Annotated in this window: 23 protein-coding genes and 1 pseudogene; 12 read left to right on the top strand and 12 right to left on the bottom strand. The window is 66.6% G+C overall.

Annotation, left to right across the window (positions count from 1 at the left end):
- Nucleotides 1-262 precede the first annotated feature (262 nt).
- Both NR810_RS51320 and NR810_RS51315 read left to right on the top strand, forming a co-directional pair.
- Nucleotides 263-499, top strand: a complete 237-nt coding sequence (locus NR810_RS51320; RefSeq protein ID WP_257463500.1) for a hypothetical protein — start codon at nucleotides 263-265, stop codon at nucleotides 497-499.
- A 199-nt stretch (nucleotides 500-698) separates the two neighbouring features.
- Nucleotides 699-1100, top strand: coding sequence for a hypothetical protein (locus tag NR810_RS51315; protein ID WP_257463499.1), 402 nt, complete (start codon nucleotides 699-701; stop codon nucleotides 1098-1100).
- Nucleotides 1101-1201: 101 nt separating this feature from the next.
- Here NR810_RS51315 and NR810_RS51310 read toward each other — a convergent pair whose 3' ends face one another.
- A complete protein-coding gene (locus NR810_RS51310) occupies nucleotides 1202-2140 on the bottom strand; it encodes an oxygenase MpaB family protein (protein ID WP_257463498.1) in 939 nt (312 codons plus the stop codon).
- 134 nt (nucleotides 2141-2274) lie between these two features.
- On the opposite strand from NR810_RS51310, the gene NR810_RS51305 reads away from it, so the two are divergent.
- Entirely contained in the window at nucleotides 2275-2940 is a 666-nt protein-coding gene (locus NR810_RS51305; RefSeq protein WP_257463497.1) for a TetR/AcrR family transcriptional regulator, read from the top strand.
- 46 nt (nucleotides 2941-2986) lie between these two features.
- Here NR810_RS51305 and NR810_RS51300 read toward each other — a convergent pair whose 3' ends face one another.
- Nucleotides 2987-3439: a lipocalin-like domain-containing protein gene (locus tag NR810_RS51300; RefSeq protein ID WP_257463496.1), complete on the bottom strand. Its 453-nt coding sequence runs from the start codon at nucleotides 3437-3439 to the stop codon at nucleotides 2987-2989.
- A gap of 78 nt (nucleotides 3440-3517) precedes the next feature.
- Nucleotides 3518-4357, bottom strand: a complete 840-nt coding sequence (locus tag NR810_RS51295; RefSeq protein ID WP_257463495.1) for a hypothetical protein — start codon at nucleotides 4355-4357, stop codon at nucleotides 3518-3520.
- 394 nt (nucleotides 4358-4751) lie between these two features.
- Between NR810_RS51295 and NR810_RS51290 the strand changes: the two genes are divergently transcribed.
- From NR810_RS51290 to NR810_RS51280, 3 genes are all read left to right on the top strand, one after another.
- Nucleotides 4752-6098: a hypothetical protein gene (locus tag NR810_RS51290; RefSeq protein ID WP_257463494.1), complete on the top strand. Its 1347-nt coding sequence runs from the start codon at nucleotides 4752-4754 to the stop codon at nucleotides 6096-6098.
- A gap of 342 nt (nucleotides 6099-6440) precedes the next feature.
- A complete protein-coding gene (locus NR810_RS51285) occupies nucleotides 6441-6806 on the top strand; it encodes a hypothetical protein (RefSeq protein ID WP_257463493.1) in 366 nt (121 codons plus the stop codon).
- A 105-nt stretch (nucleotides 6807-6911) separates the two neighbouring features.
- Nucleotides 6912-7742 (top strand): GNAT family N-acetyltransferase, encoded by an 831-nt coding sequence (locus NR810_RS51280; protein ID WP_257463492.1) that lies wholly within the window; start codon nucleotides 6912-6914, stop codon nucleotides 7740-7742.
- 40 nt (nucleotides 7743-7782) lie between these two features.
- Here the strand turns inward: NR810_RS51280 and NR810_RS51275 are convergent, their stop codons facing one another.
- Complete coding sequence (locus NR810_RS51275; protein WP_257463491.1) at nucleotides 7783-8919, bottom strand: hypothetical protein; 1137 nt, start codon at nucleotides 8917-8919, stop codon at nucleotides 7783-7785.
- A gap of 147 nt (nucleotides 8920-9066) precedes the next feature.
- Here NR810_RS51275 and NR810_RS52765 point away from each other — a divergent pair.
- A pseudogene (locus tag NR810_RS52765) lies at nucleotides 9067-9162 on the top strand (RDD family protein); the annotation flags it as partial.
- A gap of 136 nt (nucleotides 9163-9298) precedes the next feature.
- Here the strand turns inward: NR810_RS52765 and NR810_RS51265 are convergent.
- From NR810_RS51265 to NR810_RS51240, 6 genes are all read right to left on the bottom strand, one after another.
- Nucleotides 9299-9532, bottom strand: a complete 234-nt coding sequence (locus NR810_RS51265; RefSeq protein WP_257463490.1) for a mersacidin/lichenicidin family type 2 lantibiotic — start codon at nucleotides 9530-9532, stop codon at nucleotides 9299-9301.
- Nucleotides 9533-9658: 126 nt separating this feature from the next.
- A complete protein-coding gene (locus NR810_RS51260; protein ID WP_257463489.1) occupies nucleotides 9659-9922 on the bottom strand; it encodes a hypothetical protein in 264 nt (87 codons plus the stop codon).
- Between the two features lie 230 nt (nucleotides 9923-10152).
- Entirely contained in the window at nucleotides 10153-13722 is a 3570-nt protein-coding gene (locus NR810_RS51255; protein ID WP_257463488.1) for a PAS domain-containing protein, read from the bottom strand.
- Nucleotides 13723-13944: 222 nt separating this feature from the next.
- Entirely contained in the window at nucleotides 13945-14181 is a 237-nt protein-coding gene (locus NR810_RS51250) for a hypothetical protein (RefSeq protein ID WP_257463487.1), read from the bottom strand.
- Complete coding sequence (locus NR810_RS51245) at nucleotides 14123-14329, bottom strand: hypothetical protein (protein WP_257463486.1); 207 nt, start codon at nucleotides 14327-14329, stop codon at nucleotides 14123-14125. The genes NR810_RS51250 and NR810_RS51245 overlap by 59 nt, the downstream gene beginning before the upstream one ends.
- 393 nt (nucleotides 14330-14722) lie before the next feature.
- A complete protein-coding gene (locus tag NR810_RS51240; RefSeq protein ID WP_257463485.1) occupies nucleotides 14723-15631 on the bottom strand; it encodes a CAP domain-containing protein in 909 nt (302 codons plus the stop codon).
- Between the two features lie 375 nt (nucleotides 15632-16006).
- Here NR810_RS51240 and NR810_RS51235 point away from each other — a divergent pair, with 375 nt between their 5' ends.
- From NR810_RS51235 to istB, 4 genes are all read left to right on the top strand, one after another.
- Complete coding sequence (locus tag NR810_RS51235; RefSeq protein WP_257463484.1) at nucleotides 16007-18151, top strand: ATP-binding protein; 2145 nt, start codon at nucleotides 16007-16009, stop codon at nucleotides 18149-18151.
- A 291-nt stretch (nucleotides 18152-18442) separates the two neighbouring features.
- A complete protein-coding gene (locus NR810_RS51230; protein ID WP_257463483.1) occupies nucleotides 18443-18730 on the top strand; it encodes a YkgJ family cysteine cluster protein in 288 nt (95 codons plus the stop codon).
- A 126-nt stretch (nucleotides 18731-18856) separates the two neighbouring features.
- Nucleotides 18857-20101, top strand: a complete 1245-nt coding sequence (istA, locus tag NR810_RS51225) for an IS21 family transposase (RefSeq protein ID WP_257463482.1) — start codon at nucleotides 18857-18859, stop codon at nucleotides 20099-20101.
- Nucleotides 20098-20904, top strand: a complete 807-nt coding sequence (gene istB / locus NR810_RS51220; RefSeq protein WP_257463481.1) for an IS21-like element helper ATPase IstB — start codon at nucleotides 20098-20100, stop codon at nucleotides 20902-20904. The genes istA and istB overlap by 4 nt, the downstream gene beginning before the upstream one ends.
- Nucleotides 20905-21305: 401 nt before the next feature.
- Here istB and NR810_RS51215 read toward each other — a convergent pair whose 3' ends face one another.
- On the bottom strand, nucleotides 21306-22064 hold the full coding sequence (locus tag NR810_RS51215) for a DUF5953 family protein (RefSeq protein WP_257463480.1): 759 nt from the start codon (nucleotides 22062-22064) through the stop codon (nucleotides 21306-21308).
- Between the two features lies 1 nt (nucleotide 22065).
- The gene (locus NR810_RS51210) at nucleotides 22066-22359 is read right to left on the bottom strand and encodes a DUF6310 domain-containing protein (RefSeq protein ID WP_257463479.1); all 294 of its coding nucleotides are present in this window, start codon (nucleotides 22357-22359) and stop codon (nucleotides 22066-22068) included.
- An 85-nt stretch (nucleotides 22360-22444) separates the two neighbouring features.
- On the opposite strand from NR810_RS51210, the gene NR810_RS51205 reads away from it, so the two are divergent.
- Nucleotides 22445-22642: hypothetical protein (locus NR810_RS51205; protein ID WP_257463478.1), on the top strand; the 198-nt coding region annotated here is incomplete at its 3' end.

The following is a 22642-nucleotide window of genomic DNA, read 5'->3' as shown; positions in this document are numbered from 1 at the left end:
GTGACGTACTCTCATTCCTTACCGATACCCTCGCCGCGCACCGCCGCGGCTTGCGCGGGCCTTCGCTCCTCCCCACCGTGCCCGTACCTCAGCTCGCGCTCGCTGCCTGAGTCGGTGAACGGTTACGAGGTGAATTCCCCACGGAAGGCTGGGAAGCGAAATACCTACGGGACTGCGATGGAGACCCCGAGCAGGCCATTCGCAAGTACCTCGATTTCGTCGCCGAGTTCCTGACTTCGCATCGACAGGCGCCAGCGGAGAAATGATGGCTTGCGATTGGAGGGAGCGGGTGCTGCTCGCGGCGCGGTGGCTCGGGGCAGAGGCGAGGGGCGTGGAGTTGCTCGCCGAGCATGTGACGTGCATGGCGCACTGGCTGGCCCCCGCCGGCATCACGCTCGTGCAGGGGGACGCGGCCCAGGCGGACCTGTGTACCGGCCCTCGGCGTGGCGGTGAGTGCGCCCCAGCTGACGCGTCAGCGTGCCCGCTGCGTGTCAGTTGACGTGTCAGTGGGCGTGCCGACTTCGTTCTCGGGGGCGGAAATGTCTGAAGTCCGAGGGGCGCCACGTTGGCATCTGTCCTGCATTTACGGGCCACCAGGCGGACCGGCCCCCTCTGCCGAGCACACAGGGGAGTGCCGGACACGCCTCCGAGATGTCAGTCCAGCGCTCGGCTCACTCACACCCTGGAAAATCAATACCATGAAAATGCGCAAATTCTTGACGGTCTTCTCGCTGGGTAGCTGTCTGCTGATGACTGGCGCTGGAGCGCAGACGCCACCCGCCGCGCAACCTGACAAGGCACCGAAGGTGGAACAAAATGCGTGCTACCTGTGGAAGGGGCGTGGAGGTTCTCCCCAGGGGAGCTACATGGCTACCCATGCGAACTGCCGTCCATGGAATAGTCATTACGGGTGGAGCTTCTTCAAGCACAACAATGGGGCGGACTACTATCGCGGAACATTCAAGGATGCCGTGGTCACCCCCTCCACTTGGGCGGTCTACGCCGACTTCGGCTCAGCGGTTGTCTCCTCGAAGGCGGACTACGATTCCTTCGTCGCCAATACCAAATTGTCCGGCTCATGCGGCGAATGCCTGCACTGAGTCGTCCTGCGCTGGCCGGTGCCTGTGCGCGCCGGCTCGGCCGCTCCGAGGAGAGGGCAGAGGATTCTAGAACCGCTGCCCCCCTCGGTCTGGTGTGAGCGTCAGCGCTTGAGCAGGCTTCTCTGCTTCGACGGCGAGCGCCAGGCGAAGTCGCCTGGCAGGCCGAGACGCAGCGCCGCCTGCCAGGCGGGAGAGTTGCGGTCGCGCCTGAGGTCAGCGAACCGGCCGGCGGAGGTCAGCGCCATCCGGTCGAGCACGGTCAGGTCCCATTCCCTACCGAGCTCCAGTTTCTTCCGGACCACCGGCGGGAGGATCGCGACCGCGCCGCGGGCCATCGCGCGGTGCAGGATGCGCGGCACGGACGGCGCCGCGCGGCCCGATTCGATGATGTTCAGGAACTCGAGGTTGATCGGATGCGGCTCGAAACCTGGCAGCAGCCCTTCCATCATCGCGACGAACTCGGCTTCCGACCCAACGCTTTGCGTGACACCGTAGAGTTCGGCGACCGGCTTCCCGTCCGCGAAGAAGCGCACCTGCTCCTCTGGCGAGAGCGGACGAACGAAGGTGTGGTAGGCCTTGAAGAAGCCGAAAGCAGCGGTCGCGGAGACCCAATTGAGCAGCACCGGGTCGAGCGCACGGTACGATTGACCATTGGGGGTCTCACCCGACACGCGCGCGTGCATCTTCGTGACGCCGGAGATCACCTTGCGCGCCACCGAGGCAGGGCCATACACGCCCACCATTGCCGCGACCCCGGTCCGTCGCGAGCGTCCGATCGGGTCCACCTTGTAGATCGAGTGGTCCCATACCCCACTGCGGATCCGTGGGTCGGCGAACTCGAGCAGCACCGCGGCGACTCCGCCGACCCCCATGGCGATCGGGTTGCGGTAGACCCGCCACTGCACTGAGTCCGGTGGGACCAACGAAGGCTCTCCGGCGGGGGAGAGATAGTCGATCTTCCACTCGCGCGCGGCCGCCCGCTTCGCCGCCTGCGCCGGCGCTGCTTCGTGCTCGGCTGGTACCGGTTCACGTAAAGCCATGTCGCCACCCCTATCAGATGATATACTCCGTATATCAGGTGATAGGTTCCGCTGCAACGGCCGGAGCGCCTGTTCCGGAAGGGGCAGGAGTGAGCCCTACCGGAAACTGCTCCTCCCTGCCTATATGGCTGAGCATGAGCCTCGAGACCAAAAACCGCCTGACGCCAACGGAGATGACCCGGGCCCGGATCCTCGAGGCGGGCATGCGGTGTTTTGCTCGTGAGGGCTTCGCGGGCGCCACCACCCGGATGATCGCCTCCGAGGCGGGCGTCACGCTCCCGGTCATCGCCTACCACTTTGGCAACAAGGAGGGGCTGCACCGCGCTTGCGCGCAGGAGATCATCGAACAGCACAGTCGCCGGTTGTTGCCGCTGGTGAGCGCCGCTCGCGAGGCAGCGAACAAGGGATCGCTCTCGGCCACGGAAGCGCGGGACTGGCTCGACCGTATCCTCGACGCGCTCGTCAAGGCACTTACCGCTGATGCCGAGCAACGGCTCACCACCGATTTCGTGCTGCGCGAGATGAGCGAGCAGGGCCCCGGCTATGCGTTGCTGTTCGAGGGGCTGTGGAGCCCCGGCATCGGCCTCGTCGCCGACCTGCTGGCCATTGCTCGCCAGCGCCGCCCAGGGAGGGAGGAGGAGCGCGCGGGCGCGGTGATGCTGCTCGCCGCGCTCTCCGCCTTCACGACGATAGAGCCCGTGTCGCGCGCTGTCCTCGGGTGGGAGCGGCTCGACGAGACCCGCCGCGGTACCGTGACGGCCCTCGCGAAGCGCCTGCTGGACGGTCTCGTCGGGCGCTGACGCTCTCATTCCGGCGGCAAGCCACCCGCGGCGGCGTACGGGTCCATCATCGGCGCACCGCTGACGGGGCCATCCGCTGCCATTCCAGTACGACCACGGATTCGCTTCCCCCCATCAACAGGGGTTCGGTGCTCAAGACCAGCCGGTTCCCTTTCACGGTTGCCTTCCTTCTCTGCACGGTTCCGATCCAGTTCGGGAAGACGCTGCCCGTGATGTGGTGGCAGACCGTGTCCGTCTGCTCTTCGGTTTCGTAGGTCCCGAAGTAGACGGCAGCCCCGTCCAACGCGTCCTTTGCCTCCTGTGCCGAGCCCCCCTTCAAGTCCGCGGATTCGAAGGGGGGGCGGTCCCGCCCCATGAGTTGCACCGCCATGTTCCCGAGGCGGTCATACATCAGAATCCCCAGAGGATTCTGCCCGTAGGGGTAATCCCGGCTGCCATCAGGCAGGCGGCCCTCCACGGAGATGAGCTGCCAGGTGCCAACGAGTCTGTCCTTGAGCATTGCTTTGTCTCCCGCGAGGAACCCTGGCATGCGCATGCAGGGTCGCTTCGTGTACGCTGACGGTCGCATGACCTCACATCAAGGCCGGTGTGCTTGCACATCCATGTGAAATGTGGACAGGAGCCTGCCATTGTCATTGTGGGCTGTGACCACGAAATGGTCGGCCCGTTCCCGGACACAGCTCAGATGCAGCGGCTCCCCCGGAAGGGACGCGTGCCTGCAGGTGAGAACGCACCGGGTTATCTGATAGGCGTCGAGCCCAGGGAAGTGGCGCAGAAGAGAGCACGCGTTCCCACCAAGGATCGATACAGGACACATCGCCCGTATGGCGAAATGGCCGGCGAAGTCCTCGCGGCGGAACCCCTCCAGGGTGGCTCGTAGCGCCTCGCCGGGTTGTATCCATTCGATTTGCATCGGCCGCACGGGATCCACGTACGGGCTGGGATGGCCGGGAACCAGTGCAACCGCCGGTGTTGCATCGGCCCCCTTGGCTTTCACGAACTCCTCTTCGTTGAAGCCAGCGTACTCCACCTCCAGGACCGCGTAGCGCTCGCCCCCTTCCGTGAAGCATGTCACGGTTTCCGTATAGAAGGGATATCGCTTGGACTGATCGATCCGGTCCACGCGTCCCACGCAGCGAAAGAAGCCCGTGGTGGTGGCGTGGACCGGGAACACCTGGAGGTCTGCCTTGGTGGCAAGGTAGTAGTGTTTGGACTTGATCGGATTGGCTACGGCGCAGGCCAGCACGCCGTGGACAGCCATGGTGCGGAGCCCCTCGGAGCAACTCATCAATGTCGTCTCGGCGTAGCGCCGCTGCTCCGGCTTGAACTTGCTGTAGACAACACCATTGTCGACGGCAACGTCATACACCGCAACGTAAGGTGCGGATTCTCCAATGAGCTCGAATAGGTTCTCCATCGAATTCCTGCTTTCATGTGGGGGAGGACAATTGCTTTTGCTGGACCGCACCGTGAAGGCGATGGGGTCGAGGAAGTGCGATGCAGAGCCCATGCCATGCCAGGGATTTCCTCGGACCAAATGGTTGACGCACTCGAAGTGCAAGCTGACATGTCGAAAGGAGCGGGCTGACATGACAAACGGGCGGGCTGACATGTCACAGCCGATGGCCGCGGGTCCTCGGGTGCGTCGAGCGGCGCATTACCCTCTACACGCAGCAGGTTCGCGTGCTCGACCTCGTGCACCCTGTTCGCCGAGGAGCCCACACCAACTCACGTCACGGGACTGACACAGTCCCCGCCTGCGGCGTGTCACCGGCGTGTGGTACTCGGGGGGCCTCACTTGGAGACCCCCCATGCAACTACGCACCCTCGCCCTCGCCAGCCTCGCCGCGCTCGCGGCCTGTACCAACGCCACTCCCGAGACCGCGGAGGAGACCGGCGTCAGCACCGCCGCGGCGACGGCCACCCGTCTCTACGCCTCGGTGGGCGACAACGAGCTCAGCTTCGAGACGCTCGGCACCTTCGAGGAGCGTGATGGCGTCCGCGCCCTCATCATCCGCGGCACCGCGAACCGCTACCTCTCGGACGTCCTGAGCTTCGTCCCCGACGACGCCTTCGGGGATGCGAACATCATCAGCGAGCGCCGGTTCGAGCTCGTCCTTCACGAGGGCCACGAGCTCAACACCGTGCTCTCCGGCCTGCCGCTCTTCGTCCGCGTCGACACCTTCACGGGCATGCCGCGCTCGTACACCGCTCGCATCGTGATTGCCCCGCGGTTCTTCGACTTCCGCGGCGACAGCGGCATCTGGATCGACGAGGCGGTGAACCCCATCTACGTCGTCCAGGGCAACACCCACCTCCTCTATCGCGGCCACGCCTCGGTGTCCGGGTACGTGGACTGGCTCACCGTCACGGCGACCGACGGCATCCCGCAGGTCTACGGTCGGCCCAACTACCGCCTCGACTGGTCGTACCCGACGCTGTACCAGGCCATCGACCCGCACACCGACCCGCTCACCTTCAGCGCGGGCGCCGATGACGGCGTGGCCATGCAGAAGACGGCGCGCCTCGTCGCGCGCGTGATGGAGCTCGCGGTCACCGATGGCGACGCCTACGACGTCTGGCCTGACCCGGGCTGCGACCTCGCCGTCTACAACTGCTACCACTCACAGCCCGCGGGCACGACGGACTTCGGCCAGTGCGGTACCTACCGCCAGGTCCTGCGCTGCACGTACGCGAGCGCCTGCGAGGTGTCCCCCCAGCCGTTCTCGCTCACCGCCGCCGACGCCTCGTCCCTGGAGCCCGCGCGCGCGGCGTGGAACGTGGGGTCCACCCCCTTGTCCTGGTATGAAATCTCCTCCATCGCCGCCTACACCACGCCCGAGTGCCCGGCCCAGCCGGTGACGCTGCAGGCCATCGTGGAGCACCTTGGAGCGGACCATTCCCTGCCGTCCTTCACTGACGGCACCGTCACGAACCGCGCGGGCCTGGCGCAGAGCTACTTCTTCTCCGGCGGCAAGGGCGCCGCGCTGCTCTCGCGGATTGATGCCTACGCTGGCGGCGGCGACGTCCAGGCCTGGTTCTCCGGGGGAGAGGTGGCCTGCCACAACTGCCACGACTTCAAGGAGTGGGGCGTCCTCTACTACCCGGCCAGCCGCAAGGTCATCGTGCTCGACGGGCACCACGGCTACGACTCCTGAGCCGGCTCGAGCGCCATGCCGTCTCCGGATGACCGCCCGGCGCTTCACGGCCCGGGCGACATCATCCGACGGGGCATGGCGTTCGTCCCCGGGCTGAGGCCCTCCGAGTGCGCGGCCAGCCGCTCCTCCATGCACGCCAGCGTGCGCGTTGCGCGGACCTCCGTTTGCAATGCTCCCCGCATGCCCGATACGACGCGGACGCGGGCTGATTGTGCCCCGATTTTTCAAAAGGAAGGCCTGATTGTGAGACTGAGCTCAGTGTTCGTTACCTCATCCACCGCCCTGTTGGTCGCCGCAGGTGCTCATGCGGAGCCAGTCGCGGCGCCGGCGGACGCCGCCCCGATGTTGACCCAGGTCCAGTTCGCCGGCCAGGCGCTGCAACTGGGCGAACGCGATGGTCGCTGCGTGCTGCTGCGTGGCGAGACGTTGGTGATGCCGCTGGCGATCTCGGCGCCATGTGGGTTCAGTCCCGACCGCCGCGGCAAGGTGCGCATCGAGCCCTTCAATCGCGGCAGTCGCATCGTGTTGGTGGAGCACGTGCGGCCGGATCCGCGGATGGCTGGCGTGGAGCGGCCTTCTTGCATCAGGGAGTCACAGGCGGTGCGCGAGATCCGCGGCGTGCTGGAAGCCGGTACCGTCATTGCGTCCAGCTGCTGTGGCCACGGACCGACGGATCAGAAGTTGTTCGTCGCCGGCTTCGACTGGTGAGCCGTGCTGGAAGTGACACCGTAGGAGCCGCGCCGGACGGCCCCTCGGGGCAGGGCGGATTTCCGTCCGGTGGATGGAGCGCGGGAACCCGATACGATGCCGGGCATGATGGCTCCCGAGATTTCTTCCGCATCCTCCCTCCCGCTGGAGCGGCTCGCCGAGGGGTTCGCGGCCAGCTTCGCCGGGTACGTGGTTCCCATCTCCGCGGACGTCCGAGCCTTCGAGCAGCGGCTGCGTACCGAGCATGTGCACCTCGCCGACAGCCTCGTGATGATGAAGGAGGGGAGGCTGGTGGCGCTGGCGCTCGTGGCCCGCCGGAACGTGACGAGCCGGGTGGCGGCCATGGGGGTGGTGCCCGAGCTGAGGCGCGGAGGGCTGGGCCGTGAGCTCCTGCGAAGGGTTCTCGACGAGGCGCGGGCTCGCGGGGACCGCTCGGTGCGGCTGGAGGTCATCGAGAGCAATACCCCGGCGGTGGCCCTCTACGAGCGCATGGGTTTCCAGGTTCGCCGCCGGCTCGTGGGATGGGAGGGGACGCCGCCGGAGCAGGCCGTGCCCCTGGAAGAAATACCCCTCGTCACTGCGCTGGAGGCCATCCTCCGGTATGGCGAGCCCGGACTCCCCTGGCAGCTCGCGCCGGAGACCGTGGCCGGGCTCACTGCGCCGACGCGCGCCTTTCGCCTGGGCGCCGCCGTGGCCGTGGTCACCGAGGCCGGGTCCCAGGAGCTCGTCCTCCGCTCCCTGGTCGCCGGGGAGAAGCGCCGCCAGGGGGAAGGGAGCCGCCTCCTGCGAGCGCTTGCCGCGCGAATGTCGGGCCGCTGGTGGAGGGTTCCCGCCATTGTTCCCGAGGAGCTGGGCGCCGGCTTCTTCGCCGCGAATGGATTGAAGCGGCAGTCCCTCACCCAGCTCGAGATGGTCAGTTCCTCCAACCCGTCTTGAGCTTCCTCATCTGCTCCGGACCCGCTGACGCGAGGCCCGATTACAGCCGCTGCAGGGAGAAGCGCGAGCGAACCTTCGTGCCGCCCATGCCACCCATGGACTGGTCGATGACCTGGGTGCCCTCGATGCGGATGAGCCGGCCGGCCGCCACGTCGAAGCCGCTGGTCACGTCCAGGTCCACCTTCATGCCCATGGCCCCGCCCGAGCCGCTGCCCATGCCGGGCATGCCGCCGCCCATGTTCATGCCGCCCATGCCGGGCATGCCGCCGCCCATGTTCATGTCACCCATGGCCTGAGCGGAGCCGCCCTCGTCACCGTCACCGGACTCCTGCTCGGCCGCGCCGACCTCGCCCTCTCCGGCGGGAACCTCGGTCTTCTGGGCCACGGTGGTGCGCATCTGGGCCACGTTGTTCTCGATCTCCGCGAGCGTCATCGCCATGGCGCCCATGGGGGTGGTCACCTCGTAGCGGCCGCCCGGCGTCATGTCGCCATCGGGGAGCACCATCATCTCGAAGATCTGCTTCGGGAGGACGTCCACGGAGGGGTCCTCCTCCTTGATCTTCACGGCCTTGAGCGCGGGGGGCGGCGCCTTCTTCTCCGTCATGGCCATGGAGACGGTGCCGCTCTTCGAGTCCACCGCGGCCACCACGTCGACGCGCGTGTCGCCCGCGGTCATCGAGGCGCTGGCCCCCTTGGGTCCGGCCTTCAGGTTGTGCACGCCCACCACGGTGCGGCCTTCCTGGACGTAGACCGTCACCATCTTGAAGAACTTCGCGTGGCCCTTGCGATCCACCTCGGCCTTCACCTTCTTCGCGGCGGGGGGAATGTTGTCGATGGTGGTGACGCGCTTGTCGGCGCCGACCAGGTCCATCTTCTCCAGGGTGAGCTCCACCTCGGCCGTGCCGTCCTTGCGCACCGAGAGCACCTTCTGGCTGAAGACGGACTGGACCTTCATGCGGACGTTCATGCCGCCCTGGCCCATCTCCATCCCGGGCATCTGCATGCCGGGCATCCCGCCCATGCCGCCGGGCATCTTCATCTCGATGGTCGAGTCATCCTCGTACTGGAAGCGGTGCACATCCCCCTTCTTCCACTGATAGTTGAGCTCCACGGCGGAAGCGGAGCCAGAAGCGAACAGCACGAGCGCGGCAGCGAGACTGCGGGAACCGAAACGCATGGGGATACCCCCCTCCCAGGGGATGCGGGCGGGCCAGGAGCCCACCTCGTGTTGCGGAATTGTTGCGGATGGCACTCAGGACGTCGAGCCACCGGAAAAATTCTGCGAGACGTGCCCGCGAGGGCTCCGCGCGCCTGGACTGGGGCCGTGACGGAAACCCCCGACACCCTCCTCGATGGCACCCACACCGTGCTCACGCCCGAGTACGTGGAATTCCGCTTCACGCTCGCGGGCTTCTACTCACCGTCCGATGCCCCAGCGTCATCCCAGTGGAAAGGCCGATCCATACGTATGGATTGTGATGGGCGAGGGCAAAAAACAGCGCCACCGGTGGCTGGGTGACCCACCGGTGGCTACGACTTCAGTCGATGGGCGTGTCTCAGTCGAAGGTCCCGCAGGTAATGACGGTACAGGCGATCCCGCAGGAGTTGGGGATGTGCTGCGAGTAGCGGGGCTCACACTTTCCGCCGACGGCCCCGAGCAGCTCGGCCCCGTCGAGCTCGGTCAGGGAACTGCCGGAAGGGCAGTCGGGGAGGGCGGCGCGCTCCTCGGCGGAGAGACGGGCGCGGTACTCCGGGTCCTTCCAGGCCCGGACGATCAACTCCTTCTTCATGGCTTCCTCCTCGTGAGGTGCCTGTCTCGGGATTGGGACAGTCATCTGGAGGGAGTGCCCAGAGTCCATCCGTGACAACATGTCTCGCCCAGTCCTCGAGGAGCCTTCCCGGGTTTTCGCGTTTCCCTAGGGTTCGCACACCCCAATGCGATCGCCCTTGTCATCGAAGCACCGCTGCTTCGCCGGTGAGTCGGGACACCCGCACGCCTTGCCCGTCTCACAGATGTCCTGCTCGACCGGGCAGGTCTTCGCGCAGTAGCGCGTCTCCTCCTCGCTCCCGGGCTGCCAGTGCACGCACTCGAGTCCCTGCTCGCAGTCACTCGAGTTCAGGCAGTCCCAGCCCGCCGGGATGCAGCCGCTGAAGAGCAGCGCGAGCACGGCCAGTGCCATGACCTTCCATGGCGCTCCAGGACACGGCGCTCCAGGACACCGCTGTCGCACCGCGCTCGGGATTCCGTGGGATTCACTCATGTCCTTCTCCTGGGTGTTGGGTTGCCCGGCCGCCCAGAGCAACTCCCACGCCACGCGTCAGGGCGCATGGACGTAGTTGAAGAACCCCTCCTTGGGCTCCCCCCTTCGGTCGAGAGCATTTCCGCTCGTAGGACCTGCGGCGCCAACCGCTAGACCGAGCGTCGAGGCAGGCTCACGGTGAAAGTGGTGCCCTCCTCCGGCGTGGAGCGTACGTGGATGTCCCCGCCATGGGCGAGGACAATCTGCCGGGTGATGAAGAGCCCCAGGCCGAGACTGCCCCGGCTCGCACCGGCCCCGGGCCCCCTCCGATAGGGCTCGAAGAGGTGTGATTGAAGCTCGGGCGGGATGGCGCGCCCCGCGTTCTCGTTGTGCACCTCGAGCAGGACGTGCTCGCCCTCGCTCCGGGTGGACACCCGCACGGGTGAGTCCTCCGGGCTGTGCTGGAGCGCATTGCCCACCAGGTTGGTCACCACCTGCGCCAACCGGTCCCCATCCCATTCGCCCTTCCCCTCTCCGCTGGCGTGGAACGCGATGTGCCTGTCGGGATGGGCCAGTCTCACCTCCTTCACCACCCGCAGGACGAGTGGGTGGAAGTCCAGCGGCTCGCGCTGGATGGGGATGCCCTTCATGCGCGCCTGGTTGAAGTCGAGCAGGTCTCGAATCATCCGGCTGGCCCGGTTCGCCGCTGAAAGGATGCGATTGACAGCCGTGGTGGCGCGCTTGTCCATGTCCTCGCGCTTGAGCAGACTCGTGGCCGACAGGCTGATGGCATTGAGTGGGGTGCGCAGGTCGTGGCTGACGATGGCCACCACGTCCTCTCTCACCCGGATGGCCTCCTGTGCTTCCTGGTAGAGCCGTGCGTTGTCCAGCGCCAGCGCCGCGCGATCGGCCATGCCCCGGGCCACCTCCAGGTCCGTCGTGGCGCACGTGGGGCGAGGCTGGCTCCAGGCGAAGGAGATGAGGCCGAGCTTACGGCCCCGGGCCACCAGCGGGACGAAGAGGAAGGACTTCAGCTCGAGCGCCTCCACGAAGGCCCGGTACTTCGGGTCGTTGGAGAGAACGCTCTGCCTGGTGGGCTCCGGTTCCGCCACGGGCACACCCCCCTCCAGGATATGCATCAGGACACTGGCGCCCTGTTGAGAATGAGAAGGGGACGGCATCGCGCGGCGGATGAGCGCCTGGCGCTCGGGGTCGCGTGCCGCCACCTCCAGCAGTTGCAACCGCCCGTCCTCCCCCAGCAGGTCCACCATGCAGTAGTCGGACAGATGCTCCACCACGAGCGAGGCGAGATTCTTGAGCGTGGTGTGGACGTCGAGCGACTGGGACAACAGCGTGCCCACCCGGACGAACAGGGCCTGCGCCTCCTCGGCTTGCTTGCGCGCGGAGATGTCGCGCACGAAACAGGTGAAGAAGCGACCTTGCGACAGGCGCGTCTCGCTGACGGAGAGCTCCAGGGGGAAGAGGCTCCCGTCCTCGCGACGGCCCCTCACCTCGCGTCCACTGCCGAGCAGCTTGTGCGCTCCCGGCTGGATGTTGCCGCTCAGGTACGGCTCGGGCAGCAGCTGGAGGAAGTCCTGGCCCAGCAGCTTCTCGGGAGGCTGGCCGAAGATGCGCACCGTGGCCGGGTTGATGCTCTGGATTCTGCCCCCCTCGTCGATGGTGAGGATTCCATCCACCGCCGTCTCCAGGATGGCCTCCAGCCGCTGGGTCGTCGCGCGCAGGGCCTCCTCGGCTTGCCGCCGCGGTGAGATGTCGCGGGTAATCATGGCGAAGCCCCGCAGGTTCCCCCGCTCATCACGCAGGGCGGTGAGCAGCACGTCCGCCCAGAAGCGGCTGCCGTCCTTGCGCACCAGGGGCATTTCCGCGCGGTGCTGTCCCTCGGTGGAGGCCAGTTGCAGGGCTTCCTCGGGAACCCCGGCCACCACGTCTCCGGGGAGGTAGAAGACGGATAGGGAGCGGCCGAGGACTTCCGACGCCTGCCAGCCCTTGATGCGCTCGGCGCCCGGATTCCAGCTCGTCACCCGGCCCTTGGGGTCGAGCATGAAGATGGCATAGTCCTCCACGCCCTCCACCAGCAGGCGGAAACGCTCCTCAATGGCGCTTTCGGCGCGCTTGCGCTCGGTGATGTCCAGCGCCACGCTGGCCACGAGGATGACCTCGCCGGCCCGGTTGCGCACCGGAGCGTGGTTGGAGAGCCAGTGGCGGACCTCTCCACCCAGCCCGGCGTGGGGGCCCGTCGTCTCATAGCCAAAGACCGGCTGCCCCGTCTCCAGCACCTGGCGGCGGACGGACGAGAGCTGGTCGGCGAAGACGGTAGAGAGCGGCTCCAGACGATGGCCCTGGATGTGCTCGAAGGGACGGCCGAGGAGATCGGCCACCATCTGGTTGGCGCGCACGTAGCGCAGGTCGCGATCGAGGAAGGACATCGCCACCGGAGCGGTGTTGAGCAGGGTGTCCAGCAGCGCCAGCGCCTCTTCCGCCTTGCGGCGCTCGCGCACCAACTCCGTCACCTCCACCGCATGCACGAAGACGCCATCCACCTGACCATCCGGCCCATAGGTGGGCGTGTCGACGTAATTGAAGAAGGCTTCCTCGGGCTCCCCCCCTTCGGGTGGGACCAACCACAGCGGGGCTTCGTTGCCCGCAGCGGACTTGCCCGTGCGGTAGACGTTGTCGATCAGCTCACCGTAGCCCTGCTCCACGAACTCCGGAAACGCCTCGCGCAGGGGCTTGCCCACCATGTCCCGGCCGCCGAGGCGCTGGACGGTGAGGGTATTGGCCAGGGTGAAGATGTGCTCGGGCCCCTGCATCACGAAGATGAAGGCGGGTGACTGTTGTTGGAGGAGTGAGTGCAGGCGCTCGCGTTGGGCTTCGGCCTCGCGCAGCAGCCGGGCCCGAGCGGCCTCGGCCTCCTTGCGCTCGGTGATGTCGGTGGAGACGCCGCCCATGGCAGCCGGAGTGCCCTCGTCCCCCGGCAGGGGGAACTTCGTGGACAGGAAGGTGCGCGGCCCGGAGGAATGGTTCATCACTTCCTCGGTGACACAGGTGTGCCCGGCCAAAGCCTGGGCGTCATGGGCCTGGTATTGCCTGGCGAGCTCCTCGGGGAAGAAGGCGAAGTCGTCCCGACCGAGGATTTCCTCGCGCGAGCGCCCTAGCAGTTCCTGCAGGTGGCGGTTGGCGATGAAGTAGCGGCCCTCGGCGTCCTTGGCATAGATGGCGACGGGGGCCTGGTCCAATAACCCCTGGAGCCGGACCTCGTTGAGCCGCTGCGCCGCATCCCGCTGGCGGGTGTACTCGTCCGCCGCATCGGCGATGCTGTGGACGATGAAGGAGGCGAGTGCTCGGAGCTCTGCCAGGGTGACGTGCGCTCCCGTCTGCTCCACCGAATCGAGGATGCACTCGTGCAGCAGGTCGTATTCTCGCACCAGCACCGCCAGATTGAAGCCGATGCGCAGGCGCTGGCGGCCGTGCTCCCGGGCCACGGTGCTCTCCTCCGGTACCGCGGCGGCGCCTCCCTGCCCGGCCCGATGCAGCACCGTTGTCATCTCCTGGAGGTAGTCACCAATATGGTCCTCCAGCACGCTCCGGGCCCGGGGCTCCGGGGCCAGCCCCTCGCGCAACCGCTCCACCCATTGGTGGACGATATGGTCCTGCCGGGCCTCCAGCACGCCCGCCAGCGAGGATGACGGGGACTCTTGCCCACGCATCTCGAGGTTCACGGCGGTATTCCTCCCCCAGTAGTGGAGACAACGGCTCCATCCGATGAAGATAGAACCGCGCATGGGAAGAGGAGTCCCCCGCGACAGCAAGCAGACATGAGAGAGCATTCCCGCTCGTAGGAGCCTCCCTCGTGGTCAGGTCCCACTCGCGCGCTCAGCACTTGCTGGGCGAGGGGGATTTCCCAGGCCCACGCAGCTGGCCCCCAGGGCTTCATCCCGGGTCTAGCAGGGGCCGAGCACCGTGCAGCTGCCCGAGGCAACGTAGACGTAGCCATTGGAATCGAACTGCAGCCAGTTCGTGGCTCCGCCCGAGGCGTTGGTGCCCATGGCCGCGCAGATGACCTTGGACCCGTTGCTCTTCGTGAGGCACGTGTCCTGGGCCAGGAATCCGCTCCAGGCCCTACCCGTCGCGAGGCTGGAAACCTTGAAGCCGGCGCTCCAGGTGAAGAGCCGAGCCATTCCCCGGACCGACATAGAGGGACTGGTTGCCGTCGAGATACCCGGCATCGATGAGGCCGTTCGCGGAGACGCCCACATAGGTGCCGGCCTTGAAGGTCACATAGCCGCTGGGGCTATATTCTCGCGCGGATGCCATGAACTTCTTCATATTCCCATCCGTGCGGTATTACCCATTCGCCAGGTGAAACGTGAGCAGTCATGAGAAGGTGGCCAGCCTCATGATGTGAGAGCTTTCGATGACCCGGCGCGGTCCGGCTCCGCAGCCCTCGGGTCGGGACTCCCCATCCCCAGGGGTCACCCCGTGCCGTAGACCGCGGCCAGGGCGTGCCGGACTCATAGGCCTCGGCGAGCGAGACGCACGCATCGGGGTTGCGCTGTCCTCGGCAGGCCCGAGTCAGCAGCTCGAGTCCCTGCTTCTGACGTATAGGAAGGACAGGAGCCCGGTTGGGGGTAGCGGGTGGGAGCAGAGGGGAGGTGAGGAGCGCAGAGGGGCATCCCATGAGCCGCACGCCGGGCCGGCGAGCTCATTCCCTCGGCTCCGCTAGGGGCAGTTCACCGGCTGCACGGTGTAGCGGATGGGGTTGGTCAGTCCCGGCGCGGTGATGGTCACCGCATAGGTATGGCCAGCCTGTGTGGTCCAGCCCTGTGGGTTGAAGCGGATGGCGTAGGCGGAGCCGTAGTTCGCGAGCAACTGCGTCACGGTGACCGGAGCGGGCTGCCCGTTGTCCGTGACCGTGACCTGCGCGCTCCCGAGGTTGTAGCTGGACGCGTAGGTCTGTACGGACCACCCGGTGACATCGACCGAGGTCTTCCCCGGGATGTGGATGGCTCCGAGGGGGACGGGGCCCGGCGGTGGCCAGGCGGTCCAGGCGCGGTTGGCACTCCCGCTGCCACCAATGACCCAGTGGCAGGAGCCTCCTGTCGTTCCTCCAATTCCCACCGGCCCGAGCTGGTTGGAGAGGAACCAGCGGCGATGGCCGAGCGTGGTCGCGTTGCCGGAGTCCGATATGTACAGGTCGATGCAGTCCACGGCCCGGCCCGAGCAGATGTTGCTCTTGCCAGCAGCCTCCACGCCACCGGAGGTGTAGCAGCTCCAGCTGGTGGGCGGGCTGTGATTCAGGCTGTTGTTGGCGTCCATCATGAGCGCGCACTCCTGGGCCTTCTGATTGCGCACCGCATCGGTGGTCACCGCTGGCAGCTCGGCGAGGAAGCGATAGAGGTTGATGAGCCGCAGCGCGTTGGCGCGGGCGCTCGCCCCCAGGTCGCCCACGATGCACCCGTTCACGGCTCCGCTCCAGGTGCCTTCGGAGAGGTCCGCGCGGTCACACTTCCAGCGCAGACACACCTGGGTGGAGCGATCGCCGGTGATATTCGAGCAGGAGGGGGGCCCTGCATCCGGAATCTCCGAGCCCGGTCCCGCATCTCCGGGCGCGTTGACTCCGCCGTCCACCTCGTCGCCTTCTCGGACTTCCCCCGCGCAGGCGGATGCCTGCAATGCGGCGGTGACGAGGCACAACATTCGGAATGAGCTCAGGCTTGGGATGTGGCGCATGGTGTCAGGATATTCGAGATCGAGGAGCCCAATCGGCGGTTTCGATTCCCGCCGGCTCCAATCTTCACGGCCGCGGTGAAGGCGCTCTAGAGCTCATGGCCCAGCCGCCTTCTTGTTAGCTCCGAGCCATTCGAAGGGATCTCCCCTGTCCAGGATCTTCGGAGTGCACTCTGATGATCGCCCTACAGGGGGCGGAATTCTCCTATGCGCCAGGATCGGGTAGGCCGCTGGCTTCTCCTCACCGGAGTGTTTCTCCTGGCTGGATTGGCCCTCGTGCTCGGGCCCCGCTTCCTCGAGGGGCGCGCCTCGGCTCCGCTCACTCCAGAGGAACGGGAGTGGCTCACGAGCCATGCCGACAGCCTCGTGCTCGGGACCTATACCAACTCCCCGCTGTCGTTCGTGAACGACCAGGGGGAGCTCAGCGGCATGGCCGTGGACTATGTCCGGTTGTTGGAACGGAAGCTCGGCATCGAGTTTCGCAGGGCTCCTCCCGTCATCATCCGCGAGCTGCTCAAGGACATGCGAGAGGGGAGGGTGGATCTGACGAGCGGGCTGACCCCAACCCCCGAGCGCTCGGAATACCTTCTCTTCTCCGCGCCCTACGTCCGCATTCCGACCATCATCGTCGTGCGCCGGGGGTCCTGGGAGACGCTCACGCTCGAGCAGATGAAGGGACTTCGGGTCGCGGTGGGGGAGAACTTCGGAGCCCATGAGTATCTGAAACGCAACCACCCCGAGCTTCAGCTCGTCCCCGTTCCCAATGATCTCGAGGGACTGATGCGCCTGTCGACGGGCGAAGCCGATGCGATGGTCGTGCATGTCGCGGCCGCGTCCTTCTACATCACCCGGGAGAACCTGACGAGCCTCCATGTGGCGGGAAGAACCCCCTACCAGTACGAGCTCGCGATGGCGATCCGGAAGGATGAGCCGATCCTGCACCGCATCGTCCAGAAGGGGCTGGACCAGATGACGGAGGGGGAAAAGCAGATCATCTGGTCGCGTTGGATCCACGAGTGGGAGATGCCGTTCTACCGTGAACCCTCCTTCTGGCGGTTCGTGGCGCTCCTGGTCGTATGCGTGGGGGTGGTGGTGGGGACGATCATCACCTGGAACAAGGCGCTGAAGCAGCAGGTGCGGGCGCGAACCGCTGACCTCGCGGCGGCCCATCGGAACGTCTCGTTTCTCGCGGAGACGAGCGTCATCCTTTCCGAGACGCTTGATTACAAAGCGATGCTCTCTCGCCTGGGTGAGCTGTGTGTGCGCCACCTCGCCGACTGGTGCGTCATCGACCTGGTGACGGATGGGCAGAGCCGCCGGGTCGCCGGGGCTCATGTCAGCCCCGCGAAGCGGCCGTTGCTCGACAAGCTCGCCGAGCGCTATCCGGCCTGGGTGGGAGGCCCCAGCCCCGCCAGCGAGGTGCTTCGGAGCAACCAGCCTCGTCTCTACCCCGAGATATCCGAGGAGGACATCCAGGCCACGAGTGAGAACGAGGAGCATGCGCAGATCATCCTCGCGCTCGGAACCCGGAGCGCCATCGCGGTACCGCTCATCGCGCGAGGAAACACGCTCGGGGTGCTCACCCTGGGCTCGGGCACGCCCGGAAGGCGCTATGGGGAGAAGGATCTCGAGCTGGCACAGGAGGTAGCACGGCGCGCCTCCATCGCGTACGACAATGCCCGGTTGTATCAGCAAGCCCAGGAGGCCATTCGTATCCGGGACGTCTTCCTCATGGTCGCCGCCCACGAGCTTCGCACGCCCCTGACGTCATTGAAGCTCCGCCTCTCCTCCCTCCACCGTCTGTTCCAGACTCCTCCGGGGCAGACGGTTCCGACCGACGCCATCTTCCGCGAGTTGACCCGACTCGAGGCACAGGCCAATCGGCTTCACGCGCTCATCGAGCAGCTGCTCGATGTCTCGCATATCAGCGTGGGGCGTTTCGAGTTGATGCGTGAGGAGGTCGATCTCTGCCAGGTGGTCCAGGAGGTGGTGGAGGACTTGCGCGAGCAGCTGTCTCGCAGCGGTTCCCGGTTGGAGGTTCGGACCGAGTGCCCCGGCGTCGGGTATTGGGACCGGCTCCGGCTGGAGCAGGTGGTGGCCAACCTGCTCGGAAACGCCATCAAGTTCGGAGAGGGAAAGCCGCTGGAGGTGAGGGTCGAGTCCGGACCGGAGGTGGTGCGGCTCATCGTGCGGGACCAGGGCATCGGTTTTCCGAGCGAGGCCAGGGCCCGCATCTTCGAGAAGTTCGAGCGGGCGGTCTCCGAGCGTCACTATGGAGGGCTCGGGCTCGGGCTCTTCATCGCCCGACAGATCGTGGAGACTCATGGGGGCACCATCTCCGTCGAGAGCACTCCCGGGGAGGGTTCGACCTTCATCGTGGCCCTCCCGCGTAGAGTGGAGCGTGCGTCTCCTCCGTCCTGAAGAGGGGATGGGCTTGCACCGGTTACGTGGACAGTAGGCCGGCGAGCGTCCAGGCGCTCCGCCAGGCCGTGGCCGAGCAACCGCGCCGCTGGGAGTGTCTCCACACCCGTCGGCTTCAGTCCCAGGTTCGAAGGTGCCTCGATGATGGCGCAGTAGCGGACGTCGGCATGGCAGAGCCTTCTCTTTGAGAACCCTCTCGGAGATACCTTCTCGGCCGATCCCCCGGACCAGCCCTCGCCTGCCCCCTCGCGCGCACGGGTGGCCTGGGGGGACAGTGGCTATATGAGTTCCGTGACGACTCCTGGCACACCCGAATCTCCGCTCTCGCTCCTCTGCCGCAGCTGCGGCCTGTGCTGCGATGGCAGCCTCTTCAGCCACGTGGGGCTCGAGGCGGACGAGCTGGAGCGTCTGCGCGCCCTCGGTATTCCCACGCAGCAGCGGCGCAGCGGGACGGAGGTGCTTGCTCAGCGGTGCCCAGCGCTCAAGGGCCGTGACTGCCAGATATACAAAGACCGTCCGTCGAGCTGCGCCGCGTACAAGTGCTTGCTCGCGGACTCCCTCGTCGAGGACCGGGTGTAGAGCGACAGCAAAATTGACCCCCTCGCGACACTAAAACTGACCCCCTTCCGGGGCCTCCACACCAAGGAGGTCACCTCGATGGGAGAGACGGCAGCAGTTGTGGCACCCCGCGCGGCGGAGGTGCCGATGGTCGAGCAGGAAGTGGTGCGGCGCATACGGGTGCTGGCGGAGGCGGGCTGGGGCCACAAGCGGATAGCGCGCGAGGTGGGCGTGGCGCGCAACACGGTGAGGCGCTACCTGCGCGCGGGCAGCGAGGCCGACAAGCAGGTGAGGCCGAAGGCGCGGCGGCTCACCGGGGACGAGCAGCAACGCGCGGTGGAGTTGTGGAATGGAGCGGCGGAGGGCAACGCCGTCGTCGTCAAGGCGCTGCTGGAGCAAGAGAGAGTGGGGGCCAGCGTGCGCACCGTGCAGCGAGCGGTGGAGGAGAGACGGCGGCAGGTGCACGCGGCGCAGGTGGCCACGGTGCGCTTCGAGACGAAGCCAGGGCAGCAGATGCAGGTGGACTTCGGCGAGAAAAAGGTGCGGCTGGGCGGGCAGCTGGTGAAGGTGTTCCTGCTGGTGGCGGTGCTGAGCTTCTCGCGGCGGCTGTTCGTGCGCGCCTTCCTCAATCAGCGCGGAGACGACTGGCGGGAGGGAGTGGCCGCGGCCTTCGTGCACTTTGGAGGCGTGGTGCTGGAGGTGCTCGGGGACAATGCCCGGCCGCTGGTGGACGAGCACGACAGGAAGGCCGGCAGCGTGCGCTTCCACCCGGCCTGGGTGGAGTTCTGCAAGGACTGGGACGTGACGCCCAAGGCGTGCGGGCCGTACCGTGCGCGCACCAAGGGCAAGACGGAGTCGGGCGTCAAGTACGTCAAGCGCAACGCGCTGGCGGGCAGGGAGTTCGAGTCCTTCGCCGCGCTGGAGAAGCACCTGGTGGAGTGGATGGCCGAGGCGGATGCGCGCGTGCACGGCACCACGCATGAGCGGCCGCTGGACAGATTCGAGCGTGAGGAGAAGGCCGCGCTGCGCCCGCTGCCCTCACGTCCACTGCCGCGTCGGCAGCAGAGGCTCAAGCGCAAGGTGGCCAACGACGCGCTGGTGGACGTGGACACGGTGCGCTACAGCGTGCCGCACCGGCTGGTGCGCGAGAGCGTCGAGGTGCAGGTGGGAGAGGCGGAGGTGCGCATCTTCCACGCGGGCAAGCTGGTGGCCACGCACGTACGCGGCAAGGAGCCACACGGGCGCGTCGTCGACCCGGCTCACTGGGAAGGACTGTGGCGAGCGCGCGCCGTGGAGCCCGCCGAGGACGGCTCCAAGCTGGCCGCGCTCGGGCGCTCGCTGGAGGACTACGCCGCCGTGGTGGAGCAGGGCGCGAAGCGAGGTGTCGCATGAGCCACGAGCTGGTGCATGCGCGCGTGCTCGAGCACCTGGAGCGACTGCGCTTGGGACACCTGGCCGAGCGGTTGGACGCGCTGCTGGCGGAGGCGGCACGCGGCGAGCCCACGTACCTGGACTTCCTCGACGCGCTGCTGCGCGAGGAGATGGGGGCCAAGCAGCGCAAGCGGGTGAGCATGGGAATCACCATCGCGCACTTCCCGGCGGTGAAGACGCTGGAGGACTTCGACTTCAAGGCGCAGCCCTCGGTGGACCAGAAGCTGGTGCGGGAACTGGCCACGGGGCGTTTCATCGCCCAGTGCGAGAACGTGCTGCTCTTCGGTCCGCCGGGCGTGGGCAAGACGCACCTGGCGATTGGGCTGGGCCGCGCGGCGGTGGAGACCGGGCACTCCGTGCTCTTCACCAGCGCCACGGCGCTGCTGGCGGCGCTGGCCAGGGCCGAGAGCGAAGGCGCGCTCAAGGACAAGCTCAACTACTTCGCCAAGCCGAAGCTGCTGGTGGTCGATGAGCTGGGCTACCTGCCGTTTGAGAAGCGCAGTGCCCACCTCTTCTTCCAGCTGGTGGCGCGTCGCTACGAGAAGGGCAGCATGCTGCTGACCACCAACCAGATGGTGGGGCAGTGGGGCGGCGTCTTCGGCGATGACGTGCTGGCCGCGGCCATCCTCGACCGGTTGCTGCACCACAGCCACACGCTGCTCATCCAGGGCGACAGCTACCGGCTGCGGCAGAAGAAGAAGGCCGGGCTGCTGAGCCGGGGCGTGCTGCAGGCCACCAGCAGTGCAGCTGAACCCGAGCGCTGAGCCTCGGCAGGCACCTGCGCTCGCCCTCGCTCGAGAAGCAGCGAGGGCGAGCTCCGGCGGACGCAGGACGCAGAACGACGTAGCATCTCGACGTAGGACAACGGGCCCTGGGAGGGGGTCAGTTTTAGTGACGTAAGGGGGTCAAAAATTCCTGTCGCCTGACACCGGGTCACATTGGAGGAGGCTCAGGCGGTGGTGCGCAAAGCGCAACGACTGATTGCCGACGGCCACGCCCGACGCTTCCTTCGACAGCGCTTCCGCGGACGCAAGGGCCTCGATTGATCGCCGCGGGCGCTCGGACGCTGCGTCGATGCCCGCATCCAACCCATTTCGGGCGGCACCGAGGCCTTCGTGGCGGAGGTCACGGGCGACTCGTAGGCCACCGCGAGGCGTGCCGCGCCTCAAGGCGTGGAGCGCCCGCCAATCTCCGGGAAGCGCTCGTAGGCCCGCTTGAGCGCGTCCAGGTGGGCGGGGGTGTCCAGGTCGAGCGGCGCATCGGTGAGCCTGACGACCCATCCGCCCGTCGCGGTACGCCGTGAGCGCGACAGCAGCTCCGCGTCGCAGGCGGGGTCGGGGAAGCCGATGGCCCGTGCGGCAGCAGCCGACCAGTAGTTCAGCCACCCGAGGCGATGCGGAATCTCAGGCGAGCGGATTTTCTTTGGGAGCTTGAGCGCTGGCAGTCCCCGGGGAGGACACGGAGGACCTTCCAGCGTGGGACTCGTCTGCTCTGCGATCTCCACACCCGCGTTGATCGGTGTCGCGTGCCCCCAGAACGCGCGTGCGCCCTCCGCTACGGCTTCCAGCATATCCGCTGCTGCGGCGATGCCGGCTGCGTCTAGCGGCAGGTCTGCATGGACTTCAAAGTGCGGCGGGTTGCCTGCTGCAAGACCGTTCGGGTTTTCCCACCCGGCAACCGTCACGAGGTGGTCATTGTCATCGTTGCAGAGGAACGGAAATCCGCCGTCCGTGCTGTTTGCCGCGATCCATTCATCGCGGTGAGGCAATGCAATAAGGTCTTCTTTTCCGGAAGTCGTCCATCCCAGACGCAAGCCCGGAAGCGCACGTTCCATCCCGTGGATGATGGCGAGAGGTAGCGCATCGCCGCGCACGAGTGCAGGCGCGTAGACGATGATGCCAAGCTCGTTTTGGCTAGATGTCATTTCAGCACCAGTCCATGAAGGCGACTTTAAGGGTGGGATCCGCGCGGTTTAGCGCGGTCTTGTGCGCTTCGCTGCGCACGCCAACAATGAAGTCATACCCACACGCTTCTGCGAGTCTCTTCTCGCGTTGCAGCTCGCCCAATTTCATTTTGATGAAGAACTTCTGTGAGTGTGGTGAGTGCTTGTCAAAATCATCCGTCTTGACGTCCCACAGCGTGCGCGTGGCCAGTTGCAGCGCGTCGAAGCTCTTCCCATTCACGAACATATCCCAACCGGGGAAGCTGTTGTTCGGCATCAGGTCGGCGCATTTGTTGTGCGGGTCATAGTACAGCCGCTTCTGCGAGCGCTACGGCCGGTGGCTGCAAGGGGCGAGCGTCACCATGAGGCAGGAGCACCGCGCGGGCGAGAAGAGCTTCGTGGACTTCAGCGGCGACGGGGTGCAGGTGGTAGATGCGTATTCCGGCGAAGTGGAACACCCGTTCCGGGCGAAGTGGAACACCCATTCCGGCCATGTGGAACAGTCGGAGCGTCAGCGACGCTGGCCGGGGTTCACTTCGCCCCCTTCTTGGACCGGGTCA

The sequence above is a fragment of the Archangium lipolyticum genome, assembly GCF_024623785.1.
Taxonomy (GTDB): domain Bacteria; phylum Myxococcota; class Myxococcia; order Myxococcales; family Myxococcaceae; genus Archangium; species Archangium lipolyticum.
The sequence above is the reverse complement of the archived record's forward strand: the minus strand, read 5'-3'. Positions and strand labels throughout refer to the sequence as shown.

Excerpts from the sequence above, each read along its gene's own strand:
- NR810_RS51320 (WP_257463500.1), top strand. The coding sequence starts at position 263 with ATGATGGCTTGCGATTGGAGGGAGCGGGTGCTGCTCGCGGCGCGGTGG.
- NR810_RS51315 (WP_257463499.1), top strand. The coding sequence starts at position 699 with ATGAAAATGCGCAAATTCTTGACGGTCTTCTCGCTGGGTAGCTGTCTG.
- NR810_RS51310 (WP_257463498.1), bottom strand. The coding sequence starts at position 2,140 with ATGGCTTTACGTGAACCGGTACCAGCCGAGCACGAAGCAGCGCCGGCG.
- NR810_RS51305 (WP_257463497.1), top strand. The coding sequence starts at position 2,275 with ATGAGCCTCGAGACCAAAAACCGCCTGACGCCAACGGAGATGACCCGG.
- NR810_RS51300 (WP_257463496.1), bottom strand. The coding sequence starts at position 3,439 with ATGCTCAAGGACAGACTCGTTGGCACCTGGCAGCTCATCTCCGTGGAG.
- NR810_RS51295 (WP_257463495.1), bottom strand. The coding sequence starts at position 4,357 with ATGGAGAACCTATTCGAGCTCATTGGAGAATCCGCACCTTACGTTGCG.
- NR810_RS51290 (WP_257463494.1), top strand. The coding sequence starts at position 4,752 with ATGCAACTACGCACCCTCGCCCTCGCCAGCCTCGCCGCGCTCGCGGCC.
- NR810_RS51285 (WP_257463493.1), top strand. The coding sequence starts at position 6,441 with ATGTTGACCCAGGTCCAGTTCGCCGGCCAGGCGCTGCAACTGGGCGAA.
- NR810_RS51280 (WP_257463492.1), top strand. The coding sequence starts at position 6,912 with ATGATGGCTCCCGAGATTTCTTCCGCATCCTCCCTCCCGCTGGAGCGG.
- NR810_RS51275 (WP_257463491.1), bottom strand. The coding sequence starts at position 8,919 with ATGCGTTTCGGTTCCCGCAGTCTCGCTGCCGCGCTCGTGCTGTTCGCT.
- NR810_RS51265 (WP_257463490.1), bottom strand. The coding sequence starts at position 9,532 with ATGAAGAAGGAGTTGATCGTCCGGGCCTGGAAGGACCCGGAGTACCGC.
- NR810_RS51260 (WP_257463489.1), bottom strand. The coding sequence starts at position 9,922 with ATGGCACTGGCCGTGCTCGCGCTGCTCTTCAGCGGCTGCATCCCGGCG.
- NR810_RS51250 (WP_257463487.1), bottom strand. The coding sequence starts at position 14,181 with ATGGCTCGGCTCTTCACCTGGAGCGCCGGCTTCAAGGTTTCCAGCCTC.
- NR810_RS51245 (WP_257463486.1), bottom strand. The coding sequence starts at position 14,329 with ATGAAGAAGTTCATGGCATCCGCGCGAGAATATAGCCCCAGCGGCTAT.
- istA (WP_257463482.1), top strand. The coding sequence starts at position 18,857 with ATGGTCGAGCAGGAAGTGGTGCGGCGCATACGGGTGCTGGCGGAGGCG.
- istB (WP_257463481.1), top strand. The coding sequence starts at position 20,098 with ATGAGCCACGAGCTGGTGCATGCGCGCGTGCTCGAGCACCTGGAGCGA.
- NR810_RS51215 (WP_257463480.1), bottom strand. The coding sequence starts at position 22,064 with ATGACATCTAGCCAAAACGAGCTTGGCATCATCGTCTACGCGCCTGCA.
- NR810_RS51210 (WP_257463479.1), bottom strand. The coding sequence starts at position 22,359 with ATGCCGAACAACAGCTTCCCCGGTTGGGATATGTTCGTGAATGGGAAG.